General features: G+C 60.5%; 22 protein-coding genes and 1 pseudogene. 19 read left to right on the top strand and 4 right to left on the bottom strand.

Going from position 1 to position 23,315, the window contains the following annotated elements; all coding sequences use genetic code 11:
- The first annotated feature begins 5 nt into the window (after positions 1-5).
- From RA25_RS19325 to RA25_RS19310, 4 genes are read left to right on the top strand one after another with little or no spacing between them, the layout of a single operon-like run.
- Positions 6-941 (top strand): 3-keto-5-aminohexanoate cleavage protein, encoded by a 936-nt coding sequence (locus RA25_RS19325; RefSeq protein ID WP_039174504.1) that lies wholly within the window; start codon positions 6-8, stop codon positions 939-941.
- A gap of 12 nt (positions 942-953) precedes the next feature.
- Positions 954-2,372, top strand: coding sequence for a gamma-aminobutyraldehyde dehydrogenase (locus tag RA25_RS19320; protein WP_039174503.1), 1,419 nt, complete (start codon positions 954-956; stop codon positions 2,370-2,372).
- Positions 2,372-3,112 carry an SDR family NAD(P)-dependent oxidoreductase gene (locus tag RA25_RS19315; RefSeq protein WP_039174502.1) on the top strand — a complete coding sequence of 247 codons (741 nt, stop codon included), beginning with the start codon at positions 2,372-2,374 and terminating at the stop codon, positions 3,110-3,112. Before RA25_RS19320 ends, RA25_RS19315 begins: the two co-directional genes overlap by 1 nt.
- A 19-nt stretch (positions 3,113-3,131) precedes the next feature.
- Positions 3,132-4,070 (top strand): 3-hydroxyacyl-CoA dehydrogenase NAD-binding domain-containing protein, encoded by a 939-nt coding sequence (locus RA25_RS19310; RefSeq protein WP_039174501.1) that lies wholly within the window; start codon positions 3,132-3,134, stop codon positions 4,068-4,070.
- A 125-nt stretch (positions 4,071-4,195) separates the two neighbouring features.
- Here the strand turns inward: RA25_RS19310 and RA25_RS23340 are convergent.
- The 3 genes and pseudogenes from RA25_RS23340 to RA25_RS19300 all read right to left on the bottom strand — a co-directional run bounded on the left by RA25_RS23340 (position 4,196) and on the right by RA25_RS19300 (position 6,845).
- A pseudogene (locus RA25_RS23340) lies at positions 4,196-5,001 on the bottom strand (transposase).
- Between the two features lie 345 nt (positions 5,002-5,346).
- Positions 5,347-6,045, bottom strand: coding sequence for a GntR family transcriptional regulator (locus RA25_RS19305; RefSeq protein ID WP_039174500.1), 699 nt, complete (start codon positions 6,043-6,045; stop codon positions 5,347-5,349).
- Positions 6,046-6,119: 74 nt separating this feature from the next.
- Positions 6,120-6,845: a maleate cis-trans isomerase family protein gene (locus RA25_RS19300; protein ID WP_039174498.1), complete on the bottom strand. Its 726-nt coding sequence runs from the start codon at positions 6,843-6,845 to the stop codon at positions 6,120-6,122.
- 165 nt (positions 6,846-7,010) lie between these two features.
- Between RA25_RS19300 and dctP the strand changes: the two genes are divergently transcribed.
- The 5 genes from dctP to RA25_RS19275 all read left to right on the top strand — a co-directional run bounded on the left by dctP (position 7,011) and on the right by RA25_RS19275 (position 11,998).
- Positions 7,011-8,015 carry a TRAP transporter substrate-binding protein DctP gene (dctP, locus tag RA25_RS19295; RefSeq protein ID WP_019294442.1) on the top strand — a complete coding sequence of 335 codons (1,005 nt, stop codon included), beginning with the start codon at positions 7,011-7,013 and terminating at the stop codon, positions 8,013-8,015.
- 72 nt (positions 8,016-8,087) lie between these two features.
- Positions 8,088-8,693 carry a TRAP transporter small permease gene (locus RA25_RS19290; protein ID WP_039174497.1) on the top strand — a complete coding sequence of 202 codons (606 nt, stop codon included), beginning with the start codon at positions 8,088-8,090 and terminating at the stop codon, positions 8,691-8,693.
- A 4-nt stretch (positions 8,694-8,697) separates the two neighbouring features.
- Positions 8,698-9,993, top strand: coding sequence for a TRAP transporter large permease (locus RA25_RS19285; RefSeq protein ID WP_039174495.1), 1,296 nt, complete (start codon positions 8,698-8,700; stop codon positions 9,991-9,993).
- Positions 9,994-10,042: 49 nt separating this feature from the next.
- Positions 10,043-11,200, top strand: coding sequence for a M24 family metallopeptidase (locus tag RA25_RS19280; RefSeq protein WP_039174493.1), 1,158 nt, complete (start codon positions 10,043-10,045; stop codon positions 11,198-11,200).
- Between the two features lie 3 nt (positions 11,201-11,203).
- Positions 11,204-11,998 (top strand): carbon-nitrogen hydrolase family protein, encoded by a 795-nt coding sequence (locus RA25_RS19275; RefSeq protein ID WP_039174491.1) that lies wholly within the window; start codon positions 11,204-11,206, stop codon positions 11,996-11,998.
- 185 nt (positions 11,999-12,183) lie between these two features.
- Here the strand turns inward: RA25_RS19275 and RA25_RS19270 are convergent, their stop codons facing one another.
- The gene (locus RA25_RS19270; protein WP_019294437.1) at positions 12,184-12,819 is read right to left on the bottom strand and encodes a TetR/AcrR family transcriptional regulator; all 636 of its coding nucleotides are present in this window, start codon (positions 12,817-12,819) and stop codon (positions 12,184-12,186) included.
- Positions 12,820-12,964: 145 nt separating this feature from the next.
- Between RA25_RS19270 and RA25_RS19265 the strand changes: the two genes are divergently transcribed.
- From RA25_RS19265 to RA25_RS19225, 10 genes are all read left to right on the top strand, one after another.
- Positions 12,965-14,359: an aminotransferase gene (locus RA25_RS19265; protein WP_039174489.1), complete on the top strand. Its 1,395-nt coding sequence runs from the start codon at positions 12,965-12,967 to the stop codon at positions 14,357-14,359.
- The gene (locus RA25_RS19260; RefSeq protein WP_039174487.1) at positions 14,356-15,375 is read left to right on the top strand and encodes an agmatine deiminase family protein; all 1,020 of its coding nucleotides are present in this window, start codon (positions 14,356-14,358) and stop codon (positions 15,373-15,375) included. Before RA25_RS19265 ends, RA25_RS19260 begins: the two co-directional genes overlap by 4 nt.
- The gene (gene aguB, locus RA25_RS19255) at positions 15,368-16,249 is read left to right on the top strand and encodes an N-carbamoylputrescine amidase (protein WP_039174485.1); all 882 of its coding nucleotides are present in this window, start codon (positions 15,368-15,370) and stop codon (positions 16,247-16,249) included. The genes RA25_RS19260 and aguB overlap by 8 nt, the downstream gene beginning before the upstream one ends.
- 26 nt (positions 16,250-16,275) lie before the next feature.
- Positions 16,276-17,130, top strand: a complete 855-nt coding sequence (locus tag RA25_RS19250; protein ID WP_039174483.1) for an ABC transporter permease — start codon at positions 16,276-16,278, stop codon at positions 17,128-17,130.
- Positions 17,127-17,945 (top strand): ABC transporter permease, encoded by an 819-nt coding sequence (locus RA25_RS19245; RefSeq protein WP_019294432.1) that lies wholly within the window; start codon positions 17,127-17,129, stop codon positions 17,943-17,945. The genes RA25_RS19250 and RA25_RS19245 overlap by 4 nt, the downstream gene beginning before the upstream one ends.
- An 11-nt stretch (positions 17,946-17,956) precedes the next feature.
- On the top strand, positions 17,957-19,051 hold the full coding sequence (locus tag RA25_RS19240; protein WP_019294431.1) for an ABC transporter ATP-binding protein: 1,095 nt from the start codon (positions 17,957-17,959) through the stop codon (positions 19,049-19,051).
- Positions 19,052-19,078: 27 nt separating this feature from the next.
- On the top strand, positions 19,079-20,125 hold the full coding sequence (locus RA25_RS19235; protein WP_019294430.1) for an extracellular solute-binding protein: 1,047 nt from the start codon (positions 19,079-19,081) through the stop codon (positions 20,123-20,125).
- Positions 20,126-20,191: 66 nt separating this feature from the next.
- Positions 20,192-21,250: an agmatine deiminase family protein gene (locus RA25_RS19230; RefSeq protein WP_052254303.1), complete on the top strand. Its 1,059-nt coding sequence runs from the start codon at positions 20,192-20,194 to the stop codon at positions 21,248-21,250.
- 514 nt (positions 21,251-21,764) lie between these two features.
- The gene (locus tag RA25_RS23145; RefSeq protein WP_193747154.1) at positions 21,765-21,905 is read left to right on the top strand and encodes a hypothetical protein; all 141 of its coding nucleotides are present in this window, start codon (positions 21,765-21,767) and stop codon (positions 21,903-21,905) included.
- A gap of 370 nt (positions 21,906-22,275) precedes the next feature.
- Positions 22,276-23,244: a carbon-nitrogen hydrolase family protein gene (locus RA25_RS19225; protein ID WP_039174481.1), complete on the top strand. Its 969-nt coding sequence runs from the start codon at positions 22,276-22,278 to the stop codon at positions 23,242-23,244.
- The last annotated feature ends 71 nt before the right edge of the window (positions 23,245-23,315 follow it).

Below are 23,315 nucleotides of genomic sequence, written 5' to 3'. Positions count from 1 at the left end.
CAACCATGGCCAAGCAGAAATCTGTCATCATCACCTGCGCCCCGACCGGCGGGATACATACCCCGACCATGTCCGAGCATCTGCCCATCACGCCCAGCGAGATCGCCGCCGCCTCGATCGAGGCAGCAGAGGCTGGGGCCTCGATCATCCACCTGCATGCGCGCGACCCGGAAACCGGCAAGCCCGATCCGGACCCGGATCTGTTCATGGACTTCCTGCCGCGGATCAAACAGGCGACAGATGCGGTGATGAATGTCTCCACCGGCGGCGGGCTGGGCATGACCCGCGAGGAGCGCCTGCGCGCCGCCACCCGCGCCTCGCCCGAGATGGCCAGCATGAACATCGGATCTATGAACTTCGGCATCTTCCCGATGAAGGACAAGTATTCAAACTGGAAACACGCGTGGGAGCCGGAATTCCTGGAGATGACCCGCGACTTCATCTTCCGCAACACATTTGCGGATATCGAGTATTGCCTGAAGGAACTGGGCCAGGGCCACGGCACCAGGTTCGAGTTCGAATGCTATGACCTGGGCCACCTTTATAACCTTGCGTGGATCCGCGACCAGGGCTGGATCGACGGTCCGATCTTCGTGCAGATGGTGTTTGGCATCCTGGGTGGTGCCGGGGCCGATCTGGACAACCTGATGCACATGCACACCATCGCCAACAAGCTGTTCGGCGACGACTACGAATGGTCGGTTCTGGCGGCCGGGCGCCACCAGATGCCCTTCACCACCCAAAGCGCCCTGCTGGGCGGCAATGTCCGCGTCGGGATGGAGGACAGCCTGTACATCGGGCCGGGCGAAAAAGCCGTGTCCAGCGCGCAGCAGGTCAAGAAAATCCGCAGTATCATCGAAAATCTGGGCCACAAGGTTGCCACCCCGGCAGAGGCGCGCGCGCGTCTTGGCCTGAAGGGCGGCGATCAGGTCGCATTCTAAGGGGGAGAGACCATGCAGACCAAGATGCTGATCAACGGCGAACTGGTTGCCGGTGACGGGGCGGCGCTGCCGGTCACCGACCCGGCCACGGGGACTGAGATCACCCAAGTGCGTGAAGCCAGCCCGGAACAGGTGGAGGCTGCGGTGCGGTCCTCCGAGGAGGCCTTTGACAGCTTTTCGCGCAGCACCCCGGCAGAGCGGTCAGCCCTGCTGCTGGCGATTGCAGACTGTCTGGAGGCACATCAGGATGAGCTGGCCGGGCTTGAAAGCCTGAATACCGGCAAGCCCTGGCCCTCTGCCCGCGACGACGAGATGCCGCTGACCATTGACACGTTCCGCTTCTTTGCAGGCGCGGCACGCACCATGACCGGTTCTGCCGCCGGGGAATATGTGGCAGGCCACACCAGCATGATCCGCCGCGATCCGGTGGGTCCGGTGGCCGCCATCGCGCCCTGGAATTATCCGCTGATGATGGCGGCCTGGAAACTGGCGGCGCCGATAGCGGCGGGCTGCACCGTGGTGCTGAAACCCTCTGAGCTGACGCCTTTGTCGACTCTGCGCCTGGCGGAGCTGTTGAACGGGGTCCTGCCGAAGGGCGTGCTGAATGTGATCCACGGCACCGGGCCGGGTATCGGCGATCAGCTGATCAACAGCCCGCAGATGGAGGCCATCACCGTCACTGGCAGCCCGGCCACCGGCATGGCGGCGATGCGCGCGGCGGGCAATCAAATCCGCCATGTGCATCTGGAACTGGGCGGCAAGGCCCCGGTGATCGTCTTTGACGATGCGGATATCGGGGCGGTAGCCGAAACCATCCGCTACGGCAGTTTCTTCAATGCAGGCCAGGACTGCGCCCAGCCCTGCCGGGTGCTGGCGCAGGATGGCATCTATGACAAGCTGGTCGCGGCAATCGGCGCTCAGGTCAGCCAGATCCGAACCGGCGCGCAAAAGGCCGAAGGCACGGAAATGGGTCCGGTAATCTCAGCGGCTCAGCGCGACCGGGTAGCTGGATTTGTCGATCGCGCTCGCGCGGCTTGTGAGGTTGTGGCAGGCGGCTCATCAGGGGAAGGAGATGGGTTCTTCTACAGCCCGACGGTACTGGCCAATGTCAGCAACGATGCCGAGGTCGCAACCAGCGAGGTCTTCGGACCCGTCGTTTCCATCTCCCGCTTCAGCGAGGCCGAAGATGCCCTGCGCATCGCCAACAGCGGGCGCTACGGACTGGCGTCGTCGGTCTGGACTGCCAATGTCGGACGCGCGATGGAGATGACCAGCCGCCTGCGCTATGGTTTCACTTGGGTCAACACCCACGGCGTCGGTACACCGGAGATGCCCTGGGCGGCGATGAAAGGGTCCGGCACCGGCTGCGACATGAGCGTCTACGCGCTCGATGCGTATACTTCGGTCCGGCATGTGATGGTGGCGCATTGATGCGGCTCAAGGGGAAAACAGCATTGGTTACCGGCGGCCGGCAGGGGATTGGCCGCGGCATTGCCGACGCGTTTCTGGCCGAAGGCGCAGCTGTCATCACCTGCGGCCGCGGGGGCCGGCCCGAGGGTCTGCCGGATGCCGTTGCCTGGCACAGCGCCGACGTCGCGGATGTTCAGCAGGTGGCGGAGCTGGCAAAGGCTGCTGGCGCCATCGACATCCTAGTCAACAACGCCGGTGTCCAGGTGGAGAAAACCGTCGTGGACAGCAGCGACGCCGATTGGGAGCTGGTCGTGGGCGTGAACTGCCGGGGCGTGTTCAACATGTGCCGGGCGTTTATTCCGGTCCTGTCCAAGGGGGCGTCGATCATCAATATCGGTTCCATCTCAGGCAACACCGCGGATCCCTCGATGGCGCTTTACAACGCATCCAAGGCCTTTGTGCACGGGCTGACACGCTCCATCGCCGTGGACCATGGGCCCGATGTGCGCTGCAATGCGATCTGCCCGGGCTGGATCGAAACCGGCATGTTGGAGGCCGGCTTCGCCCTGTCGGGTGATCCGCAGGCGGCGCGTCAGGACGCTCTGGCCCGGCACGCTGCCCGCCGTTTCGGCCAGCCTGCTGATATTGCCGCAATGGCGGTCTGGCTGGCCTCGGACGAAGCGGGGTTTGCCACCGGGCAGCTGTTCACAATAGACGGCGGCATGACCGCTGCATCACCAATCAACACGGGGTTGTTTTAGTCGAAGCGGAGCTGTTCAGATGGCGGATATTACACACACAGCGGTGCTGGGCGCCGGCACCATCGGCGCCAGCTGGGCGGCGCTGTTCCTGGCCTCTGGCCGGTCGGTTGCGGTCTACGACCCTGCCGAAGGCGCTCAGGGCGCCGTGCAAGCCTATGTCGATCAGGCTTGGGAAACCATGAGCGAACTGGGGCTGACCGCGCGGGGAAACCGGGACCGGATCACCTTTGCGTGTTCTGCGCGAGAGGCGGTTGAAGGCGCTGGTTTCATTCAGGAAAACGTGCCCGAACGGCTGCCGGTCAAACATGCGCTCTTTGCCGAAATCGAGCCGGTAATTGCTCCGGATGCTATTGTGGCAAGTTCTGCCTCCGGTTTGACGCTTGGCCAGATGCAGGCCGGCTGGCAAAACCCCGGCCGGTTCATTCTGGGCCACCCCTTCAATCCTCCGCATCTGATCCCCCTGGTTGAAGTGATGGGAAACGGCCTGACTGATCCGGACGCAGTGCCGGCAGCTGAGCGGTTTTACAAGGATATCGGCAAGGTCACCATCCGGGTGAAAAAGGAAGTACCCGGCCACGTCGCCAACCGGTTGCAGGCAGCAGTCTGGCGCGAGGCGATCCATCTGGTGCAGACTGGCGTGGCCAGTGTGGGCGATGTCGACAAGGCGATGTCGGCAGGGCCTGGTCTGCGGTGGGCGGCGATGGGGCCGACAACCCTGTTCAGCCTTGGCGCAGGATCCGGCGGGCTGCCGGCATTCTGCGATCATTTCGCTGATACGTTCAACGGCTGGTGGGATGACCTCGGCAAGCCTAAGCTGACCTCTGAAATATCAGAAATGCTCGCAGAGGGGTTAGCCAGCGCAAATGGCGATACGTCAATGGAAAGACTGGCAGCACTCCGAGACCTGAAGATTGTAAAAATGCAAGTGGCTTTGGCAAGCGTGAAAGAGGTCGAGTAAACCCGGAAGGAAAAATTCGGGATGTGGAATTGCCGCTAACTCACCATGCCCGATTGCGGAACTGCAGCCCCGGCGCTGTTGCGCAAATCCGGGTCTGAGGGCAGCCCCACTTTCCCCGGACGGATTTACTCTACGGGCCCTGTGACAGGTATACCGAGAGCGGTGCAGCCGTTCAGAACGGCGATGCGAACTTAAAGCTCGGCGACCTGGCGTTCGAAGCCTTTTGCCATCAGGGATTGGCCGAGCAGCTTGATGCAGTTCATCTTTGACTCGACCCGGCTCGGGCGGTGAAATCCGCTCCACGCCGCCAGATGGCGCGGCCGGGATACTTTGATGCGCGCAGGACTTCGTTTCGTGCCTCCGCGCCCGGGCTCGTTGGCTTCCTGGGAGTGGCATTTTTGCGGGGCGGGATAACAGCGTCGGAACCACGGGCGGCAATCGTCTCGTGGCATCATAGGCCCCGTCGGCGGTCACGGAACCAATCTCTTCGCCTGCCGGGCAGGGGCTGTGTTTCTTGCGCCAAATGCGCGGCTTGGGGCCACCCGCTGCCCGGCAGTGTATCACGCAGTGATGTCCCGAGAGGGGATCAGCAGATTCAGCGGACCCGCGCCGCCACGGAACGGGACAGCCACGTTCAACTTTCGTGGCGGCGACACAGTGTACTGAAGTCCGGCACGGCCCAGCCCAGACCGGCCAGCCGCAGCAGGTTTTGTACGAAGCCCGCCGTCTGCCTCAGTGGCATCCCGAACAGTACTTTCAGGGTTAGACAGGTTTGGATCGCGGCGCCGCTGAACTGGCACCGGCGGCCGCGCTTGCCGGGCGGCGGCGGCGTCCAGATCATCCTCGGATCAAACCAGATGGTCAGAGATCCGCGTTGCTTCCAGGGAGCAAATTGGGCTGATGCCGCAAATTCACCGCGCCGGGCGCGAATGGCTGTCCTCCGGGACAGAGGCCGTTCGCCTGGTCGGGCTTGGACTAGCATTGGGCGGGACTTTGCTGCCGTTGCCTTTTCGGATGTTTGCCGACGCCGCATCTGCTCGCAGATGCGGCCCGCTCATCGCTGCGTTGCAGCCAATGAAGTCAGAGTGGTTATTCAAAGCTTCGTCGATGCCGAATTCTCAAACCGTCTTTTCGCTGGATTGCCCCATCTGAACTGGTCCACCGCAAGGTTTAGAAAACGGAGGACTGAGAATGGCGAACTAGCGACACAAGCCAGAGGAAATAGTTCAAAAGCTGCGGCAGGTTGATGTGCTTGTCGGACAACTGCCTTTGATAGTCAAAGGTCTGTTTCTCTGAACATGAACTTCTTGATGCGGGCATAGCCATAACCGATGTGAATGCGCTGGATGTATCCGACGGCCAGGATGTCATTCTCTGCCAGCGCGTTTTCGAGATCCACAAGCTCGGCAACCAAAGCATCGGCCACTTCAGCACCAGCGCGGTCGACAACCCTGTGCCAGGTGCTGGCGGCCTGATAATAGGCCTGGGTCCAGAAGGAACGCAGGACCGAGTTTCCGATCAGATCGCTGATCAGCGTGTTCAGCTGATCATTGACGATGACATATTGCCGGGAGTCGACTTGGTCGCCGAGTAGATGGGCCTGCTGCAGCAAGTCCCGGGCGCGGTCCAGGTGGCTCTCTTCGATCTGCGCGGGTGTTGTTGCGCCGATCAAGGCGGCCAGATGCAGCCGCATTTCGTAGACTTGCGCAATCTTCTGCGGCGGCAGCTCCATCACCACATTGCCGACGCCGTTGATCGTTTCCACCAGCCCGAGGTGGTTGATCCGGCTGATGGCATCGCGCACCGGCGTTCGACTGACGCCGAACTCCTTGGCCAGTTCCGCCTCCTTCAACCGGTCGCCGGGGGTGTATTCAAGGAAGCAGATCCGCTTGAGGATCAGGCGCTGAATGTCCTCGACACCAGGCTTGCGGTCGCCCCAACCGGGCGGTGTCAGTAATGTGGCATCTGCAGACAAGGCGGCTCCCTTTCCTGAGCGGCTTCGGGTCCTGCAGTACTAGCAAGGCTGTTTGCAGCAAAGAAGAGGCGATTTCAGTGATCCCGGAGCAGCCGCCCGTATCCCTCGATACGGTCCGGAAGGCCGGCCAGGCGCAGAACGTGCCACATCATCGCCTGGTTGGAGCAGATCACCGGCTTGCCTAGACGCTGCTCCAGTTGGCCGGTGATCTCCAATGACCGCAATGCACCGCAGCTGATGAACAACGCATCGCTGTCTGGCGTGTCAGCCTCCTTGGCAAACTCGGCCAGATACTTAGGGTTGACGCGGACCATGTCGCTGTCCCTCTCCAGCTTGAGCCCGTGGATCTGCGTCACCTGAAATCCTTCCTTTTCCAGGTATTGGACTTCCTGATCGTTGATCTCGTCCAGGTAGGGCGTGGCAACCGCAACCCGTTTGGCGCCGACAGCGCGCAGCGCCTCAAGGACGGCGGTGATCAGGCTGGTCGCCTTGGCGTTTGGCGCGCCCTTGTTTAATTCCGCGGCAACCTGGTCTTCTCCGATAACCAGACTGCCGGAAGTGCAGCCGTAGCAGATCACATCGAGGCTGCCATCCGGCAGCAGCGTTGAGGCAGCGCGGGCCAGATCCCCGGCATGACGGCTGAGGCTTTCGACCGTGATGCTGTCCCCGATCCAGGCGCGGGCGAAATGCACTCCAACCCCGTCGGGGCGCAGGAGGAACATATCGTCCTCAATCGTCTGTTCCGTGGCCAGCAGGACAAAGCCGATCTTGGCCCGGTGGTGGCGGCCTTTATCAAACATTTTCTCTCCGTGAATTGAGAATGGTGCATGCAGCATGTCGATTGAAAGGTTAAAAATTGGAAAAAATCAAGTATTGACGCAATAGCTGTATGCAGCTTAGCAAATTGATCAGGCCGATATTTCGATTCGAGCCGCGACTGAAACACGAACAGGGAGGAAACCTTCGTGGGGATCGCAACATTTTTCAAAGCGGGTGCCGCTGCCGCAGGAATGCTGGCCGCGACGCTGCCGGCCGCGCATGCCGAAGACATCATTCTGGGCCATGTGATGGACACCCAGCACATTTTTCACCAAGTCTCCGAGCGTTTCTCGGCGCGGCTGGATGAGCTGTCCGGCGGTGAGCTGAACGTCGACTACCACCCGGGCGGCGATCTGGGTGACTGGACCTCGATTGTCGAGCAGGTGTCGCAGGGCGCGGTGCAGATGACCATGTCCTGGAACCATTCGGAACTGGACCCGCGCTGGGACGTCTCTGTCCTGGGCTATGTCGCCAGCGACTGGGAAACCGGGCGCGAGATCTATGGCCCGGGTTCGGTGATGAACGGTGTCTATGACGGCATCATGAACGATCTGGGTATGGTGCTCTTGGGAACCATTCCAACCGATTTCACTGGATTCGTAGTGCGCAAGGGCGTCGACGTGCCGACCAATTTCCCAGACGAGGCCCAGGGCTTCAAGATGCGGGTGCCGGGCATGCCGATGGCGATCGAGCGCTACAAGGCCACCGGCTTTGCACCCGTCCCGATGGCCTTCAGCGAGGTGCATACAGCGCTGCAGACCGGCGCCATCGACGGCCGCGCCTATTCGCCGCCGTCTGAAGTGCTGCTGTTCAAGGATGTGGTCAGCGCTTACGTCTTCACCCGCGAAAACTTCGAGCACACTTTCTGGACCGCCAACAAGCGCTGGTTCGATGGCCTGAGCGAAGAACAGCAGGGCTGGATCCGCACCGCCGCGGATGAGGCCGTGACCTGGGCCTGGGAAAACGCCGAAGCCGAAAGCCCCAAGTGGTTTGCCCAGATGACAGAGGCCGGCATCGAGGTTGTCGAGCTGACGCCCGAGCAGCTGGACGCTTACCGCCAGCAGGTGACCGCGGTGGAATACCCCTACATGGAGCAGATCATCGGCGCCGAAGTGATGGGCCAGATCAAGGCTGCCGCTGGCAGCAACTGATCCATCCCCCTCTGCGCCCGCCTCTCCCGCGGGCGCAGCCCCCTTTCATGCACTGACCAGGGAGGAGAGCGCATGACCAAAGAGCTTCTGCATACGGACAGTCTGGACAATGTCCTGACCCCGGAACCGATCATGCCGGCAGGCGGCGACGCTGCAGCGCCGGTCTACCGCGGCCTTGGCGGGCTTTATGCCATCGAGGACAAGGTAGCACTCTTGATGCGGGTAATCCTGTTCGCCGCCATGATCGCGCTGGGGCTTTTGATGGCGGCTCAGGTGTTCATGCGCTACGTGATCGCCTCGCCCTTCCTAGGGATCGAGGAGCTGGCGCCGATGCTGGCCCTGTGGATCTACTTCATCGGCATGGCCTATTGCACCCGCGAGCGTGACCATATCGAGGGCGGCGTGCTGACCCTGCTGACGCAGAACCGCAAGACCCTGCTGTCTGTCCGCCTGTTCGGCACCCTATGCTGTCTGGTGACGGTTCTGGTCTTCGCCTGGTTTGCCTGGGATTTCGCAGCCTACAACCTCTCCCTGAACCGCAAGAGCACCTACATGCGGCTGCCCAAATACATCTGGGATTTCAGCATGGTCTCCGGCTTTGCGCTGATGATCCTCTACCTGGTTCTGCAATTTTTTCTCGAAGCGCGCGCGCTTGTGACCGGACAGGGCGGAGACTGACCTCATGACCTTCTTCCTCATTGCCTTCCTGGCCATCATCTTCCTGTTGCTGATCGAGGTTCCGGTCGGGTTCGCCTTCGGCGCCGGGGCGCTTGGCTACGGGCTGATGTCCGGCACCAATATCTCCTTCCATGCCGGCTACGGCTATTCTCAGGTCAGCGCTTTCTCGCTGCTGGCAATCCCGCTGTTCATCCTGTCCGGCACGCTGATGGGCGCCTCCGGCATCTCCGAGCGGCTGTTGAACTTCGTCAATTCCTTTGTCGGCCGCACCAAGGGGGGCTTGGGCGCGGTGACCGTGCTGACCTGCGCCCTGTTCGGAGCAATTTCGGGCAGTGCTTCGGCCGCCATCGCCGCCATTGGCAAGATCATGGTGCCGCGGATGATCAAGGAGGGCTACCCGCCCGGCCATGCCACCGCGCTTGTTGCTGTGTCCTCGGTGCTGGCGCTGATGATCCCGCCTTCGATCCCGATGATCGTTTTCGCCATTGCAATCAGGGAGTCTGTCGCCAAGTGCTTCCTCGCCACGATGGGGCCGGGCGTGCTGCTGGCGCTGATCTACTGCGGGCTGAACTTCTTTTTCCTGCGCAATAACACAACCATCACAACGGCACCCAAACTGCCGATGCGTGAAACCCTGGCCGAGGCTGCACATACAGGCAAGAAAGCCAGCCTGGCCATCATCATGCCGGTGATCGTTCTGGGCGGCATCTACAGCGGCATCGCCACCCCGACCGAGGCAGGCGCGGTGGCACTGGTCTACACGCTGATCGTGGGCATTGCGATCTACCGCTCGCTGCCGATGCAGATGCTGTTCAACTCCACCGTCGAGGCGGCGCGGCTGACCGGTGCGATCCTGATGGTGCTGTTCTTTCTGTTCGTGATGAGCCGCGGCATGGTGCTAGCCAAGGTGCCGACCCAGTTTGCCGACCTGCTGCTGACGATTTCAGACAACAAGATCGTGATCCTGCTGCTGATCAACCTGCTGCTGCTGATCATGGGGATGATCATCGACGATGTCTCCGGCGGCGTGCTGGCAGCCATCATCCTTCTGCCCGTCACCCAGAAAATCGGCCTGGACCCGATCCACTTTGCTGCCATCGTCGGCACCAACCTGGGGCTGGGCAATATCTCCCCGCCCTGCGCCCCGCTGCTCTACATGGCCGGCGGCGTCACCCGCCAACCGCTGTCGGTTTATGTCGGCCCGACGATGAAGTTCCTGCTTCTGGGGCATTTTCCGATGGTCCTGATCGTGACCTTCGTGCCGCCGGTAGCCCTTTTCCTGCCGGGGCTGCTGGACTGATCCGTCCACAGTCCACCCCTCAATCCACCTAACAGAAGGAAGTCAGCACATGCTGGAAGAAGCCAAGAAACGCACCCTCATCCTGCAGGACCGCATGCGCCAGGCAGGTATCGGCAAAGCCGTGTTCACCGATGAAAGCTCGATCGCCTACCTGGCGGGCTTCTGGGGCTATCTCGGGATCGAATTCGGCCGTCCCTCGATGCTGGTGGTCGATGCGCAGGACGCGCCGGTTGTCATCACCCCGCTGATGGAATCCGAGATGGTGGCGGAAATGACCTGGGTCGAGGATGTGCAGACCTGGGAAGACATTGGCCCGCGCAGCTGGGGCCGCGCCCTGGCCAATGCCTTGGGCGAAAGTCCCAAGGAGATCTGGATCGAACGAAGCACCATTCCTGCAATCGTGCGCAACCACCTTGATGACACCTATCCCGGCGTGCCGCTGCGGGATATCTCGCCGGTGCTTGGCGCCATGCGCACTATCAAGACACCGTTTGAAATCAGCGTCATGAAGGAAGCAGGGCAGATTGCCGGTGCCATGATGGCCGCCGCTCATGACAGCCTGCGCGAAGGAGCGCGCGAGTACGAATCCGCGCTGGCGGTGATCGAAGCAGGCTCGCACAAGGCGGCCTCCTTCTTGACGGACAAGGGCTGGGACCGCTTCGTCTCGCCGATGATCCACAACCTGCAGATCCTGCAGAGCGGCACCGATGCCTCCATGGTGCACCGCCGCGCCAGCGTCAAAGCCTATGAAAAATTCGATCCGGTCTATTTCTGTTTCTGCAACATGGCGCAGTTCAAGCAGTACAAGCTGGGCTTCGACCGCATGTTCCACATCGGCGATGTGACCGACCAGGCACGTGATGTGCAGGAGGCTGCCATTGAAGCGCAGCAAGCCGCGATTGCTGCCATGCGCCCGGGCGTTTTGGCCGAGGATGTCGCCGCCGCGGCCAATGAGGTCTACCGCGCGCGCGGATATGAGACCGGCTACCGCACCGGCCGTTCCATCGGTGTCGCCTATCTGGAGGCACCGGAGCTGAAGGAAGGCGACAAGACTGTTCTGCAGCCGGGCATGACCTTTGCGGTCGATGGCGGCATTTCGGTGGACGGTGTGACCGCGGGCCGGATCGGCGACTCGGTTGTGGTGACTGAAACCGGCATTGAATACATCACCAGCTATCCCCGCGAAATCCTGCTGAGCAAGGGCTGAGCCATGACAGGCAACCTGAATATCGCAGTTGCCCAAAGCCCTGCGGACCTTGACGGTCCGCAGGCGCGGCTGGCGTGGCTTGGCAGCTGTCTGACCCGGCTGCAAGGGCAGCACACCGATCTGCTGGTGCTGCCTGAGCTGTTTCTGACCGGATATAACATCGGCAGCCGGGTTTCGGACTGGGCGGAACCAGCAGACGGTCCATCGGCGCAGGTGGTCGCGGAACTCGCCCGTGAGCACCAGGTGGCGATCCACTACGGATTTGCGGAGCAATCTGGCGGTGACCTGTTTAACTCAGCCTCGTGCATCGGCAAGGATGGAAACCTGCTGGCAACCCACCGCAAACTGCTGCTGCCTCCTGGCTTTGAAGGGGACCATTTCAGCCCTGGCGAAACCTACACGCTGTTCGAGCTGGAAGGGTTCAAAGCTGCCACACTGATCTGCTATGACGCCGAGTTCCCTGAAACCTTCCGGGCGGTTGCCCAAGCCGGGGCAGAGCTGGTTCTGGTTCCCACCGCTTTGGGCGCGCAATGGGGTGTGGTGGCAAACACCGTCATCCCTGCGCGCGCGTTCGAAAACGGGGTGTTCGTTTGCTACGCAAATTCCTGCGGGCATGAAAATGGCATGGACTATTTCGGGGGCAGCTGTGTCGTCGCGCCCAATGGGCAGGACTTGGCCAGAGCAGGGGCGGGCGAAGAATTGTTGAAGGCACGCATGGGAAAAGGCGCGGTTCCAATGGCCCAATCCCGGTTGCCATACCTGACCGACCGGCTAAAACTCCCCGATCTGATCAACTGACAAGATGAATGGAACCTGGCGATTGGCCATTTGTGCAACAAAAGAGGTTCACTGACTTCGAAATGGCTGAACTGGCGTACTGAATGGGAGAGTCTCCAATCGGACCGTGTCAGCCAATTCGTTTGAGTTTTCCTTCAGCACTTCGGCAACCGGAAACTGATCGTGGCAGTCATACTTGAATGAGATCAAAAATGATCTGGGAATAAGCTCTTTGCAATGTAAAGGCAGGTGCGCTCTGCCTTGCTGCGGTCGAATTCTTCTGCATGCAGGTGGAAGTCAGTCCACGTTCCCTCAAGGAGCGCTATCAGGCCGTCAGTTGCGAGTTCTGCGTCGGCATCAAGGTAATTCCCCTCGTCAATAAGAGTTTGGCAGAGCTCAATCATTACATCCCGCAGGCTCGCATCCCTGGAATCGATAGACTTGCGGTATTCCGGATTCGAGTAAACCTCGGAGCGGAAGGCGAACCAAACAGCGACGTCACGCCGGTTCAGAAAGTCCGGGGAAAGATCCAGCTGGATAATCCTCCTCAGTTTTTCTGCAGCGGGCAAGTCCGGGTCCAGGGCCACCTTGTTCCAGCGTTCGGAGTAACTGTTCGACAAGTCTTCGGCGACAGCCAGCAGAAGGTTTTCCTTGGTCTTGAAGTGCAGGTTGATCATGCCCCGCGACAGGCCTGAAATCTCCTGGATTGCGGCAATGGTTGCGCCCCGGAAGCCGTGTTTGAAAATGGCTTCCGCGGCGGAATCCAACAGGTGGCGCCGATTCTTCGACTTGCTGAATTCCCTGGCATTCAGCCCTTCCTCATGCTGGCCGGTATCGCTCACGTCTCCTCTGGACCTCTCTGCATTGAGTGAATGACCTTGAGTTTCCAATGACTTCCCACAGCCAAAGCCTAAAGGCAAAAGCTTTTGTTGACTTTGAATGTATGTATGTTCAGATTGTGATAAATGTTACAACACGGGTAAGATCATGACGCTGCTGAATACCGATTTCGAAACCGTCCGCGATTGGGACAACGGGCATTTTGTTCATCCGTGGGAGGCGATGGCCTATATCGGCCAGAATGACAGGACCTTCACCGAAGGCGGTGAAGGCATCTATGTCACGACGGAAACGGGCGAGCGCCTGATCGATGGACCGGCAGGCATGTGGTGCGTGCAGATCGGTTACGGAAACACTGAGATCGTCGATGCAATGGCGGAACAGGCGCGCGAGCTGGCTTATTTCTCGCCATTCAACAACGCGAACTCCACCTCCGCACGCCTGGCCCACGAAATAGCCAAACGTACGCCGGGGGACCTGAACCATGTGTTCTTCACGACCGGTGGTTCGACCGCCGTGGACAGCGCGCTGCGGTTCATCCAGTTCCGTAACAACATTCTGGGACGGCCGGAAAAGAAAATCGTCATCTCGCGCCAGAAGGCTTATCACGGCTCGACCTATCTGGCGGCCTCGGTGAGCGGCAAGGAGCGCGACAAGGGCTGGCTGGATCAGGCGGAGCATCTGGCTCATTTCTTGCCCAACGTGAACCCTTATGTCCGCGCCGAAGGCCAGAGCATCGAGGCCTTTCTGGATGAAAAGGTGGCGGATCTGGAGAACGCCATTCTGCAGATCGGCGCCGAAAAGGTGGCGGCATTCATTGCTGAGCCGATCCTGTGTTCGGGTGGGGTGATTGTCCCGCCGGCGGGCTACCACAAACGCTGCCTCGAGGTGTGCCGTCGGCATGACGTGCTTTACATCTCCGACGAAGTTGTCACCGGTTTTGGCCGCATGGGCCACTGGTTCGCCTCGGAAGCGGTGTTCGACATCGTTCCTGACATCATCACCTGCGCCAAGGGCATGACCTCAGGCTATGTGCCGATGGGGGCCTGCATCATCTCGGACCGGCTGATTGCCGACGTTTCCGGTGACAAGTCCCAGGACGCGACCTTTTCGAACGGCTTCACTTACTCGGGCCATCCGGTCAGCGCAGCCGCTGCGCTCAAGAATATCGAGATCATCGAACGCGAGGGCATCCTTGAGCACGTGCAAAATGTCACTCCCCATTTCGAAGCACGGCTCGGAGCCCTCGCGGACCTCCCCCTTGTCGGCGATGCGCGCGGCAAGGGGCTGGTCGGCTGTGTCGAGTGCGTGGCTGATGCGTCGGCCGACGATGTGCTCGCACTCGACAAGACCGTGGGCGCGATGATCGATGCGCATTGCCAGGAAAACGGCCTCATCCTGCGCCCGATCATCAACATGTGCGTATTCTCGCCGCCGCTGGTGATCACGGATGGCCAGATCGACCAGATGTTCGACATCCTGGAGGACGGCATCCGCAAAACAACCGACGATCTCATCAAACAGGGGGTGAACCTCGCATGACACAGTACCGCATGCCTCCCGAGTGGGTCCCGCATGAGCGCACCTGGATGGCCTGGCCTTGTGCCGAAGGAACCTTTGGCGACAGCCTGCCGCAAGTGAGGCGCGAATATGCTGATGTCGCCAAGACCATAGCGCAGTTCGAACCTGTGGCAATGCTCTATGACCCGGAAAACGGCGATGGGCTCGAAGCGCTTGAAGGCCAAGCCAATATTGAGCTGGTCTCTTGCCCGCTGGATGACAGTTGGCTGCGCGACAACGGGCCGACCTTCGTGCTGGGCGACGATGGCTCGCTTGCTGGTGTGGACTGGACCTTTGACGGCTGGGGCGGTGATTGGCCCCACGAGAAGGATGCCAAGGTTGCCTCCCGCGTCATTGAGCTGGCGGGGGCAAAGCGGAACCCATCTGCCATGATCTATGAGGGCGGTGCGCTCAATATTGACGGCAACGGGACGTGTGTGGTCACGCGGCAATGCTATGAACACCGCACCCGCAATGGCGGGCCAAGCCCGGAAGAATTCGAAGCAGAGCTGTGCAGGCAACTGGGCCTGTCCAAGGTCATTTGGCTGAACCGCACGCTGGAGAATGACTCGACCAATGGCCACGTCGATGTCGTTGCGGCTTTTGTGCCCGGCGGCGTCCTCTGCCAGGTCAGCGCCGATCCGGAGGATTCCGACTATCAGAACCTGCTGGACAACCGCGCCATTCTGGAAGCGGAGACTGATGCGGCAGGCCAGCCGCTGACGATTTTCCAGGTGACCTCGCCGCCTGTAGACCGCAAACCGGACGGCAGCCGCCGCTTTCTGTCGTACATCAACTTCTATCTGGTGAACGGCGGCGTGATCGTCCCGCAATACGGTTTCCCCGAGCACGACCAGGAGGCGCTGGACGTCCTGTCCAGCCTGTTCCCGGACCGCATCGTAGTCGGCGTTCTGACCAACGCGATCGCCGATGGCGGCGGCAACATCCATTGCATCACCCAGCAGCAACCCAAAGCCGGAGCCCCCGTCCATGCGTAATGTAACCCTCGCTGCCACCCAGATGAGCTGTTCCTGGGACAAGGAAAACAATATTGCCAAGGCTGAGGAGCTGGTGCGCGACGCAGCCGGTCGCGGTGCCAATGTGATCCTGATCCAGGAACTGTTTGAGACGCCCTATTTCTGCATCGAACAGGCGCACAAACATTTCGCGCTGGCCAGCACTGTGGAAGAAAACACGGCAATCCGGCATTTTTCCTCCGTAGCCAGGGAGTTGGGGGTGGTCCTGCCGGTATCCTTCTTTGAACGTGCCGGGCAGAGCTACTTCAATTCGTTGGCAATGATTGACGCAGACGGAACGGTAATGGGGATTTATCGTAAGTCGCATATCCCCAATGACGTCGCTTACCAGGAGAAACAGTTCTTCAGCCCCGGCGATACCGGCTTCAAGGTCTGGGATACAGCCTTCGGGCGCGTGGGCGCGGCGATCTGCTGGGACCAGTGGTTCCCTGAAGCCGCCCGCTGCATGGTGTTGCAGGGTGCGGAAATGCTGCTTTTTCCCACCGCCATCGGCTCCGAACCGACCCGCCCGGATGCCGATTGCATTCCCCATTGGCAGACCGTGATGTGCGGCCATGCCGGTGCCAACCTGGTGCCGGTCGTTGCCAGCAACAGGGTGGGCGAGGAAGTCGCCACGGAGGACGATAAACTGCGCATGGCCTTCTTCGGCGGCTCCTTCATCGCCGACCAATTTGGCCAGAAAGTAGCCGAGGCCGAGCGCGAGGACGGTGCGGTTCTGACCGCGGAGTTCGACCTGGATGCGGTGGCCGAAACGCGCCGCTACTGGGGGGTCTTCCGGGACCGCCGGCCGGACCTCTATGGCGCGATCAGCACCTTTGATGGACGCACGGGCTGACGGCCGGAGGGAGAAGCAAGGTGACTTTGGACAAGAATGCCAGACTGGGTCTGTTGCTGGCCACGCCGACGACGCTCTATGTTCTGTTGCTGATTGCAGCGCCTGTGGGGATGACGATTGCTTACTCCTTCTGGACCCAGGAATTCGTGGATGTGACGCGCGACTTCACCTGGGCCAACTACCGGGAAGTCTTTACAGACCCATTGTACCGCACGCTGATCTTCCGCTCGGTCGGGATCGCTGCGATGGTGACGCTGCTGACCGTTCTGCTGGCTTACCCTGTGGCCTATCACATCGCGTTAAATGTCAATAAAAACAAGGCGATGTGGCTGTTTCTGGTGACCATCCCCTTCTGGACAAGCTACTTGCTGCGGGTGTTCTCTTGGAAGCTCATCCTTGCACAGAACGGGGTGGTCAATTCCGCGCTGCTGTGGCTCGGTGTCATCGACAGCCCCATCGACACTCTGCTTTACAACTCCGAAGCCGTGGTGGTGACTCTGGCACACGCCTGGGCTCCCTTTGCGATCCTGCCGATCTTTGTGTCACTGGAAAAGATCGACCGCAGCTATTTGGAGGCGGCAAAAGATCTGGGGGAGGGGCCGGTGCGCAGCTTCCTGCGGGTGACCCTTCCGCTGTCGATCCCCGGCATCATCGGTGCCAGCATGATCATCTTCATTCCCACTGTTGGCGATTACGTCACCCCGGCGCTGGTTGGCGGGTCGGACGGCGCAATGGTCGCCAACATGATCCAGGTCCAGTTCGGCAAGGCCAACAACTGGCCTTTGGGGGCGGCGCTGGCGCTGTCGGCCGTGGTCTGCGTGACTGGTGCTGCCTGCCTGCTGGTGCTTTGCCTGAAACTGATTGAAAGGAGCCTGAAATGAACCGCGTTGTTGCCGTGCTGTCGCGGATTGGCAGGCTGCTGCCCGCCTATGCGGTGCTCTATATCGGGTTCTTGTACCTGCCGATCCTGCTGCTGCCGCTGTTTTCCTTCAATGACTCCAAAGTACTCGGTTTCCCGCTGACAGGCTTCACGACAAAATGGTACGCGAGCCTGGCTGAACAGACGGCCCTGTTTGAGGCTTTGAAAAACAGTCTGATCGTGGCCGTTGTTTCGGCGGTGGTGGCCACCAGCCTGGGCACGCTGATCTCACGCGCGATCACCAAGCACCGCTACCCGCTGCGCCGGACCAGCCAGACCATCGTCATGGCACCGCTGGTGATGCCCGAAATCATCATCGCCATTTCGCTGCTGATCGTGTTCCTCGGCATCGGCATCGGCACCACGCTTTTCACCGTGATCCTGGCCCATTCGCTGCTGACCATTCCGTTCTGCGTGTCGATCATGACATCAGCCTTCGGTCAGTTCGATGATGCGCTGGAAGAGGCCGCCGTTGACCTCGGGGAAACCTCCTGGGGCGCACTGCGGCGGGTGACGCTGCCGGTTGTCTCGCCGGGGATCATTTCCTGCCTGCTGATCAGCTTCACGGTCTCCTTCGATGAGTTCATCCTGGCCTTCTTCCTGTCCGGCAACAGCCCGACGCTGCCGGTCTATATCTGGAGCCAGGTGCGTTTCCCCGCGAAGCTGCCGAACGTGATCGCGCTCGGCTCGCTCCTCATCCTTGTTTCCATCCTGTTCCTGCTGGTGGCCGAACGCTTCCGCCACCGCAGCGAACGTTTCACCCAGCAACCCGAGTAGGACCGCCCGGCATGGATCAACAAATCGCCGTCAATATCGCCAATGTCAGCAAGTCCTTCGGCAGCTTCCAGGCTGTCAGGAACGTGAAGCTGCAGCTTAAGGAAGGGGAGTTCTTCTCGCTGCTCGGCCCGTCGGGCTGCGGCAAGTCCACGCTGCTCAGAATGATCGCAGGCTTTGAGGAACCGTCGGAAGGCACCATCTCCATCGGCGGTCTGCCTATGGCCGGGATTGATGCCAACCACCGGCCAACGAATATGGTGTTTCAGAGCTACGCCATCTTTCCGCATTTGAACGTCGAGGAGAACATCATCTTCGGCCTGGCGCGCTCCGGTCTGAGTCGATCAGAAAAGCGGGCCAGGGCGGAAGACATGCTGGCCAAGGTCGGCCTGGAGGGGCTGGGCCGGCGCGGCGCGCATGAGCTGTCCGGCGGCCAGCGCCAGCGGGTGGCCCTGGCCCGGGCCCTGGTACTGGAACCCAAGGTCCTGCTGCTGGACGAGCCGATGTCGGCGCTCGACAAGAAGCTGCGCGAACAGATGCAGATGGAGCTGCGGGCATTACAGCGCTCGGTTGGGATCACCTTCCTGATGGTAACCCATGACCAGAATGAGGCGATGACGATCTCGGACCGCTGCGGCGTGATGTTCGAGGGCAGGCTCGCCCAGGTGGCTACACCGCACGAACTCTATCAGAAGCCCAATACCAAGCAGGTTGCCGATTTCATCGGCGGGATGAACTTCTTCGATGCCAGCATCAAGGCCAATGGCGGTGAAAAGCTCGAGGTCGAACTGCCCCGGTTCGGACAGCTTTCGATGGACGCGCATGGCGTTTCGGATGGCGTTGGAGCCGCAGTCACGATCGGCTTGCGGCCGGAGCGCGTTCATGTCGGCAGCAACCGTCCTGAAGGGGCCGATGTGGCGGTTCCGGCACGGGTAATCGACCGGGCCTTCTATGGCGAAACGATCCACTATTACCTGGAGTTGGAGGGCCGGGCTGACCCCCTGGTCGCTTCGGTCACCAATTTCGAACGGGCCGATCATTTTGAAATCGGCGATTCCGTGTGGTCGGGCTTCCGCGGTGGCGCCGCCGTGGCCCTGCCCCCGAAATAATCGAATAACCTGAGAGGAGGACTACCCATGAAGATCAAATCTCTTTCGGCCGGGCTGGCCCTGGGAACGCTGGCCGCCTTTGGCGCCAGTGCGGGCCAGATCACCGTGTTTGACTGGTCAGGCTACGACGATCCAGGCTTCTTTAACGCCTATGTCGAAAAACATGGAAGCGCCCCCGACTTCTCGTTTTTTGCGGATGACCACGAGGGCTTCAACAAGCTGCGTTCCGGTTTCAAGGCCGATCTGGCCCATCCCTGCAGTGGGTTGATCGGTAAGATGCGCGCTGCCGACCTGATCAAGCCGATTGACACCGCGCGCTTGGATGCCTGGGGCGAACTGCTTCCCACATTGGCTCAACTGCCGGAAGTGTCGTCGGACGGCCAGGTCTGGATGGTGCCTTTTGATTGGGGAAATACCGGTCTCGTCTACCGGACAGATCTCGTCGAAGGCGATATCGACCTGAAGATGCTGGCGGACCCGGCGCTGGCCGGCAAGGTTTCACTGCCGGACGTGGTCGAAGATGCCTACGGGTTTGCAGCGCTGGCTGTTGGCGTCAACGACTGGAGCGAAATGACGGATGAGAAATTCCAGGAGGCGTCGGACTTCCTGCGGGCTGTCCATAAAAACGTGCGTTTCTACTGGAGCGATCAAGGGCAGTTGGATGCGGCCATCAAGTCAGGAGAGATCCACGCCGCCTGGGCCTGGAATGCGACCGAACTGGCGCTGATCTTCGATAATGTTCCGGTGAAACTGGTGCGTGACCTTGAAGTGGGCGTTGCCAGCTGGGCTTGCGGCTATGTGCATCTCAAGGACGGCGAAGGCAGCGATGAGGACGTGTATGACTTCCTAAACGCGCTGTCGGATGCCGAGAGCGGTAAATACCTGATCGAGGCTTGGGGCTATGCACACGCCAACGCTGGTTCCTATAGGATCGCCGATCAGGAGGCTGTGAGAGCTTACGGCTATTCCGATCCCGAAGGCTTCATGGCTGAAAGCCTGTTCGGTTTCCGCGTGCCCAACGAGATGGCTGCGAAAATGCTGAAGGAATTCGAGCGGATCAAGGCCGGTTTCTGATCCGGCCGCAGATCACCCAATGGCGGCGCCAGCGCCGCCGCAACCCTGCCACCACATGAGAGATCCATGGTAAAAACACCCTACGCTGACGGTTTCCGTATGCCTGCCCGGTTTGCACCCCACGCCCGCACCTACATCGGCTGGCCGACCGAGCTGAACTACCGAAGTGACTTGGCGCGGTCCCGGGCGGAATATGCCGGTGTTGTCCGTGCGGTGGCGGAATTTGAGCCGGTGACCGTGATCGCCGACCCCGGCGACGCGGCCGACGCGCGGGCCGCGCTTGCCGATTGCGGCAATTCCGAGATTCTGGAAATCCCGATCAACGACGCCTGGCTGCGCGACAGCGGCTGGATCTTCGTCAAGAACGATGACGGCGAAGTCGCACTGGTCCAATTCCAGTTTAACGGCTGGGGCGGAAAATACGCCTGCGACAAGGACATGCGCGTTGCTGAACATCTTGCCGACCATCTCGGCATCAGGCTCTATCATGCGCCGTTCATTTGCGAGGGCGGCGGCATCACTGTCGACGGCGAAGGCACGCTGATCACCACCGAACAGGTGATGCGCAATGCCAACCGGTATAACGGTGTGTCGCGGGACGATCTCGAAGGGTTGCTGCGGGATTACCTTGGCATTGAGGAGGTCATCTGGCTGGGGCTGGGGCTGGTCGAGGACGCCGGCACCGACGGCCATGCCGACAACGTGGTGGAATACCTCGCGCCGGGTGTTGTGCTGGCTCAAACGGTGACAGATCCGTCGAACCCGAACTATCAGCTGTGCCAGGAAAACCTGCGCCGCCTCAAAGACGCCACGGACGCAAAAGGGCGCAAGCTCGAAGTGATCGAGATGCCGCGCTTGCCCTACACCGATCCGGCCCATGGGGAGCCCATGCCGGTGCCCTATGTGAATGCCTACGCCGTCAATAATGCGCTGATCACCCCGATGCTGGCAGGGGCAGATGATGATCAGGCCCGCGCCGAATTGGAAGGATTGTTCCTCGGCCGCAGAATCGTGGGCGTTGACAGCACCTTCATTGCGCTCGATGGCGGCGGTATCGGCTGCATCACACAGCAGCAGCCTGCCGGTGCTTTGGCTGCTCCATTAGGCGCTGCAGGGCAAAATTAGTGAAAGTTGGCCTCGTACGGGGCCAACTTGACTTGGTGTTTGCCTCACGCGTATCGGTAAGTTTGGGCACTGACCCGGGTCTCTCGGCAAGCAGCAGAAAAGTCCGTTTTGGAGACGCTGCACAGCGGCGCAAGGAACTCCGGCAAATGGCAGGTTAGGGCCGGTCGCGCTTATGGCTGGAGCGGTGCGATCAAGGCTTTGCAAATTCAGCTTCCTGCGCAGACTTGCCGTTAGCTGCGAGCTATCATGGGTTTATATGATTGCGGAGAGGGCAGGTGGGATACGGCGGTTGCCTGCTCCCGCAACCAAATATTCAAAACAATATCAACGCCTAACGCCCCGCAAAAGCGGGGCTTTCTGCATTGGCACATGCCGCGCTGGAAGCGCTGTGAAAGCAGAAGAACGTAAAACGCGCTGGTGCGCAGGGGCAACGCCTTCGCTGCCGGGAATTATTCTGATCGTGAGCTAGCTTCACATTTGCGACGGCTGATCCGAGCCCTCAGCCGTCATTACCTTGGGGGCGAGCGACCTGTTCATCCTGCGCGGTATCCCGGCCTATATCCGGTCTGACAACGGGCCTGAGTTCGTCGCCCAGGCTGTCCGGGACTGGATTGCAGCCGTTCCCGAATCGAATTTCGATATCAAGTTGGCTTGATTGGATCGCGCTAGCCCAAGTACCCATATGCAATTGCATATTGACCTCCGGATATCGCACCCGGAAATCAGGCAACTGCTTTAAAAGCCAGAGCTGCGCGAAGGTCGGAAGGCAAGGGCCGGGCGGACCAATCACGCCTGGTTGCGGACATGATCGTGCTTGCCTGCCAGTATGGCCGCTACGGCTATCGGCGGATCGCAGCATTCCTGGCTGTGAAAAGTCGAGGGCAACGTCTTTGGCCTAGGCCCAGAGATCGAGATCCTGAGAGATCAACTCGCTGCCGGTATCGACTCTGATCGTCTTGGGGTAGCCAAGGCTGTTGAGCGCAAATAGAGTGATAACAACAAAGATAGTTGGAGATCTGCCCAATATGACACCTTTCGCAATTGCTGGTGTTCAGATGCATGTCGCTGCCCTTCACTCGAATGTCGAGGCAATGCGCCATAGGATTGAAATACTGATGGCACGGTTTCCTTGGACGCAGATGGTGCTATTTTCTGAACTGGCACCTTATGGGCCGCTGGACCAGTTTGCTCAATCGTTTCCGAATGATGCATTGCAGCAGTTCCAGGAAGACGCCCGCCGATTTGGTATTTGGCTGATCCCCGGCTCCATGTTCGAAAAAACCGAAGATGGCCGGATTCTCAACACCTCCGTGGTGATCAACCCGGAAGGTGAGATCGTCGCAAAATACTCCAAGATGTTCCCGTTCAGACCGTATGAGGCGGGGATTTCGGCCGGCACCGAATTCTGTGTGTTTGACGTGCCCGGAGTTGGCCGGTTCGGCCTGTCGATTTGCTATGACATCTGGTTCCCGGAAACCACGCGGCAGCTGACCAGCCAGGGGGTGGAAGTGCTGCTGCACCCGGTGCTGACCGGCACAACCGACCGGGAGGCGGAGATCGCAATCGCACGGGCGACCGCCGCCCAGTTCCAATGCTATGTATTCGACGTCAACGGGCTGAGCGCCGGCGGCGTCGGCCGTTCGCTGGTGGTGGACCCTTCGGCCACCGTGCTGCACCAGTCGGCGGGGCAGGAGGATATGTTCCCGATCGAGATCGACCTGGATCAGGTCCGGCGCCAGCGTGAGACAGGCCTCAAGGGACTGGGGCAGGTTCTGAAGAGCTTCCGCGACCGGGAAGCGGAGTTCACTGTATACGACCGCACCAGCGGGGCTGATGCCTATCTGAAAACGCTGGGGCCGCTTGAGACGCCGGGTCAGGGATCGCAGCGCGGGCTGCAGTCCTCCGACCCGCGCAGCTCGATTGAGAATTTTGAGCAGACGTTACATTCGCCGCATCAATTTTCCGTTTTTCCTGGAAAGACGGGTTCTGATTAACCGGACCGGAAGGCGGCGCAGGTCCTGACGCGACAGAAGGGAGGCAGGTTTTGAACTTGCAGCCGCAAAGG

The organism is Leisingera sp. ANG-S5, assembly GCF_000813925.1.
Taxonomy (GTDB): domain Bacteria; phylum Pseudomonadota; class Alphaproteobacteria; order Rhodobacterales; family Rhodobacteraceae; genus Leisingera.
The sequence above is the reverse complement of the archived record's forward strand: the minus strand, read 5'-3'. Positions and strand labels throughout refer to the sequence as shown.

Bases quoted from the DNA above. Each gene is read 5' to 3' on its own strand.
- RA25_RS19325 (WP_039174504.1), top strand. From the start codon at position 6: ATGGCCAAGCAGAAATCTGTCATCATCACCTGCGCCCCGACCGGCGGG.
- RA25_RS19320 (WP_039174503.1), top strand. From the start codon at position 954: ATGCAGACCAAGATGCTGATCAACGGCGAACTGGTTGCCGGTGACGGG.
- RA25_RS19315 (WP_039174502.1), top strand. From the start codon at position 2,372: ATGCGGCTCAAGGGGAAAACAGCATTGGTTACCGGCGGCCGGCAGGGG.
- RA25_RS19310 (WP_039174501.1), top strand. From the start codon at position 3,132: ATGGCGGATATTACACACACAGCGGTGCTGGGCGCCGGCACCATCGGC.
- RA25_RS19300 (WP_039174498.1), bottom strand. From the start codon at position 6,845: ATGTTTGATAAAGGCCGCCACCACCGGGCCAAGATCGGCTTTGTCCTG.
- RA25_RS19290 (WP_039174497.1), top strand. From the start codon at position 8,088: ATGACCAAAGAGCTTCTGCATACGGACAGTCTGGACAATGTCCTGACC.
- RA25_RS19285 (WP_039174495.1), top strand. From the start codon at position 8,698: ATGACCTTCTTCCTCATTGCCTTCCTGGCCATCATCTTCCTGTTGCTG.
- RA25_RS19280 (WP_039174493.1), top strand. From the start codon at position 10,043: ATGCTGGAAGAAGCCAAGAAACGCACCCTCATCCTGCAGGACCGCATG.
- RA25_RS19275 (WP_039174491.1), top strand. From the start codon at position 11,204: ATGACAGGCAACCTGAATATCGCAGTTGCCCAAAGCCCTGCGGACCTT.
- RA25_RS19265 (WP_039174489.1), top strand. From the start codon at position 12,965: ATGACGCTGCTGAATACCGATTTCGAAACCGTCCGCGATTGGGACAAC.
- RA25_RS19260 (WP_039174487.1), top strand. From the start codon at position 14,356: ATGACACAGTACCGCATGCCTCCCGAGTGGGTCCCGCATGAGCGCACC.
- aguB (WP_039174485.1), top strand. From the start codon at position 15,368: ATGCGTAATGTAACCCTCGCTGCCACCCAGATGAGCTGTTCCTGGGAC.
- RA25_RS19245 (WP_019294432.1), top strand. From the start codon at position 17,127: ATGAACCGCGTTGTTGCCGTGCTGTCGCGGATTGGCAGGCTGCTGCCC.
- RA25_RS19240 (WP_019294431.1), top strand. From the start codon at position 17,957: ATGGATCAACAAATCGCCGTCAATATCGCCAATGTCAGCAAGTCCTTC.
- RA25_RS19235 (WP_019294430.1), top strand. From the start codon at position 19,079: ATGAAGATCAAATCTCTTTCGGCCGGGCTGGCCCTGGGAACGCTGGCC.
- RA25_RS19230 (WP_052254303.1), top strand. From the start codon at position 20,192: ATGGTAAAAACACCCTACGCTGACGGTTTCCGTATGCCTGCCCGGTTT.
- RA25_RS19225 (WP_039174481.1), top strand. From the start codon at position 22,276: ATGACACCTTTCGCAATTGCTGGTGTTCAGATGCATGTCGCTGCCCTT.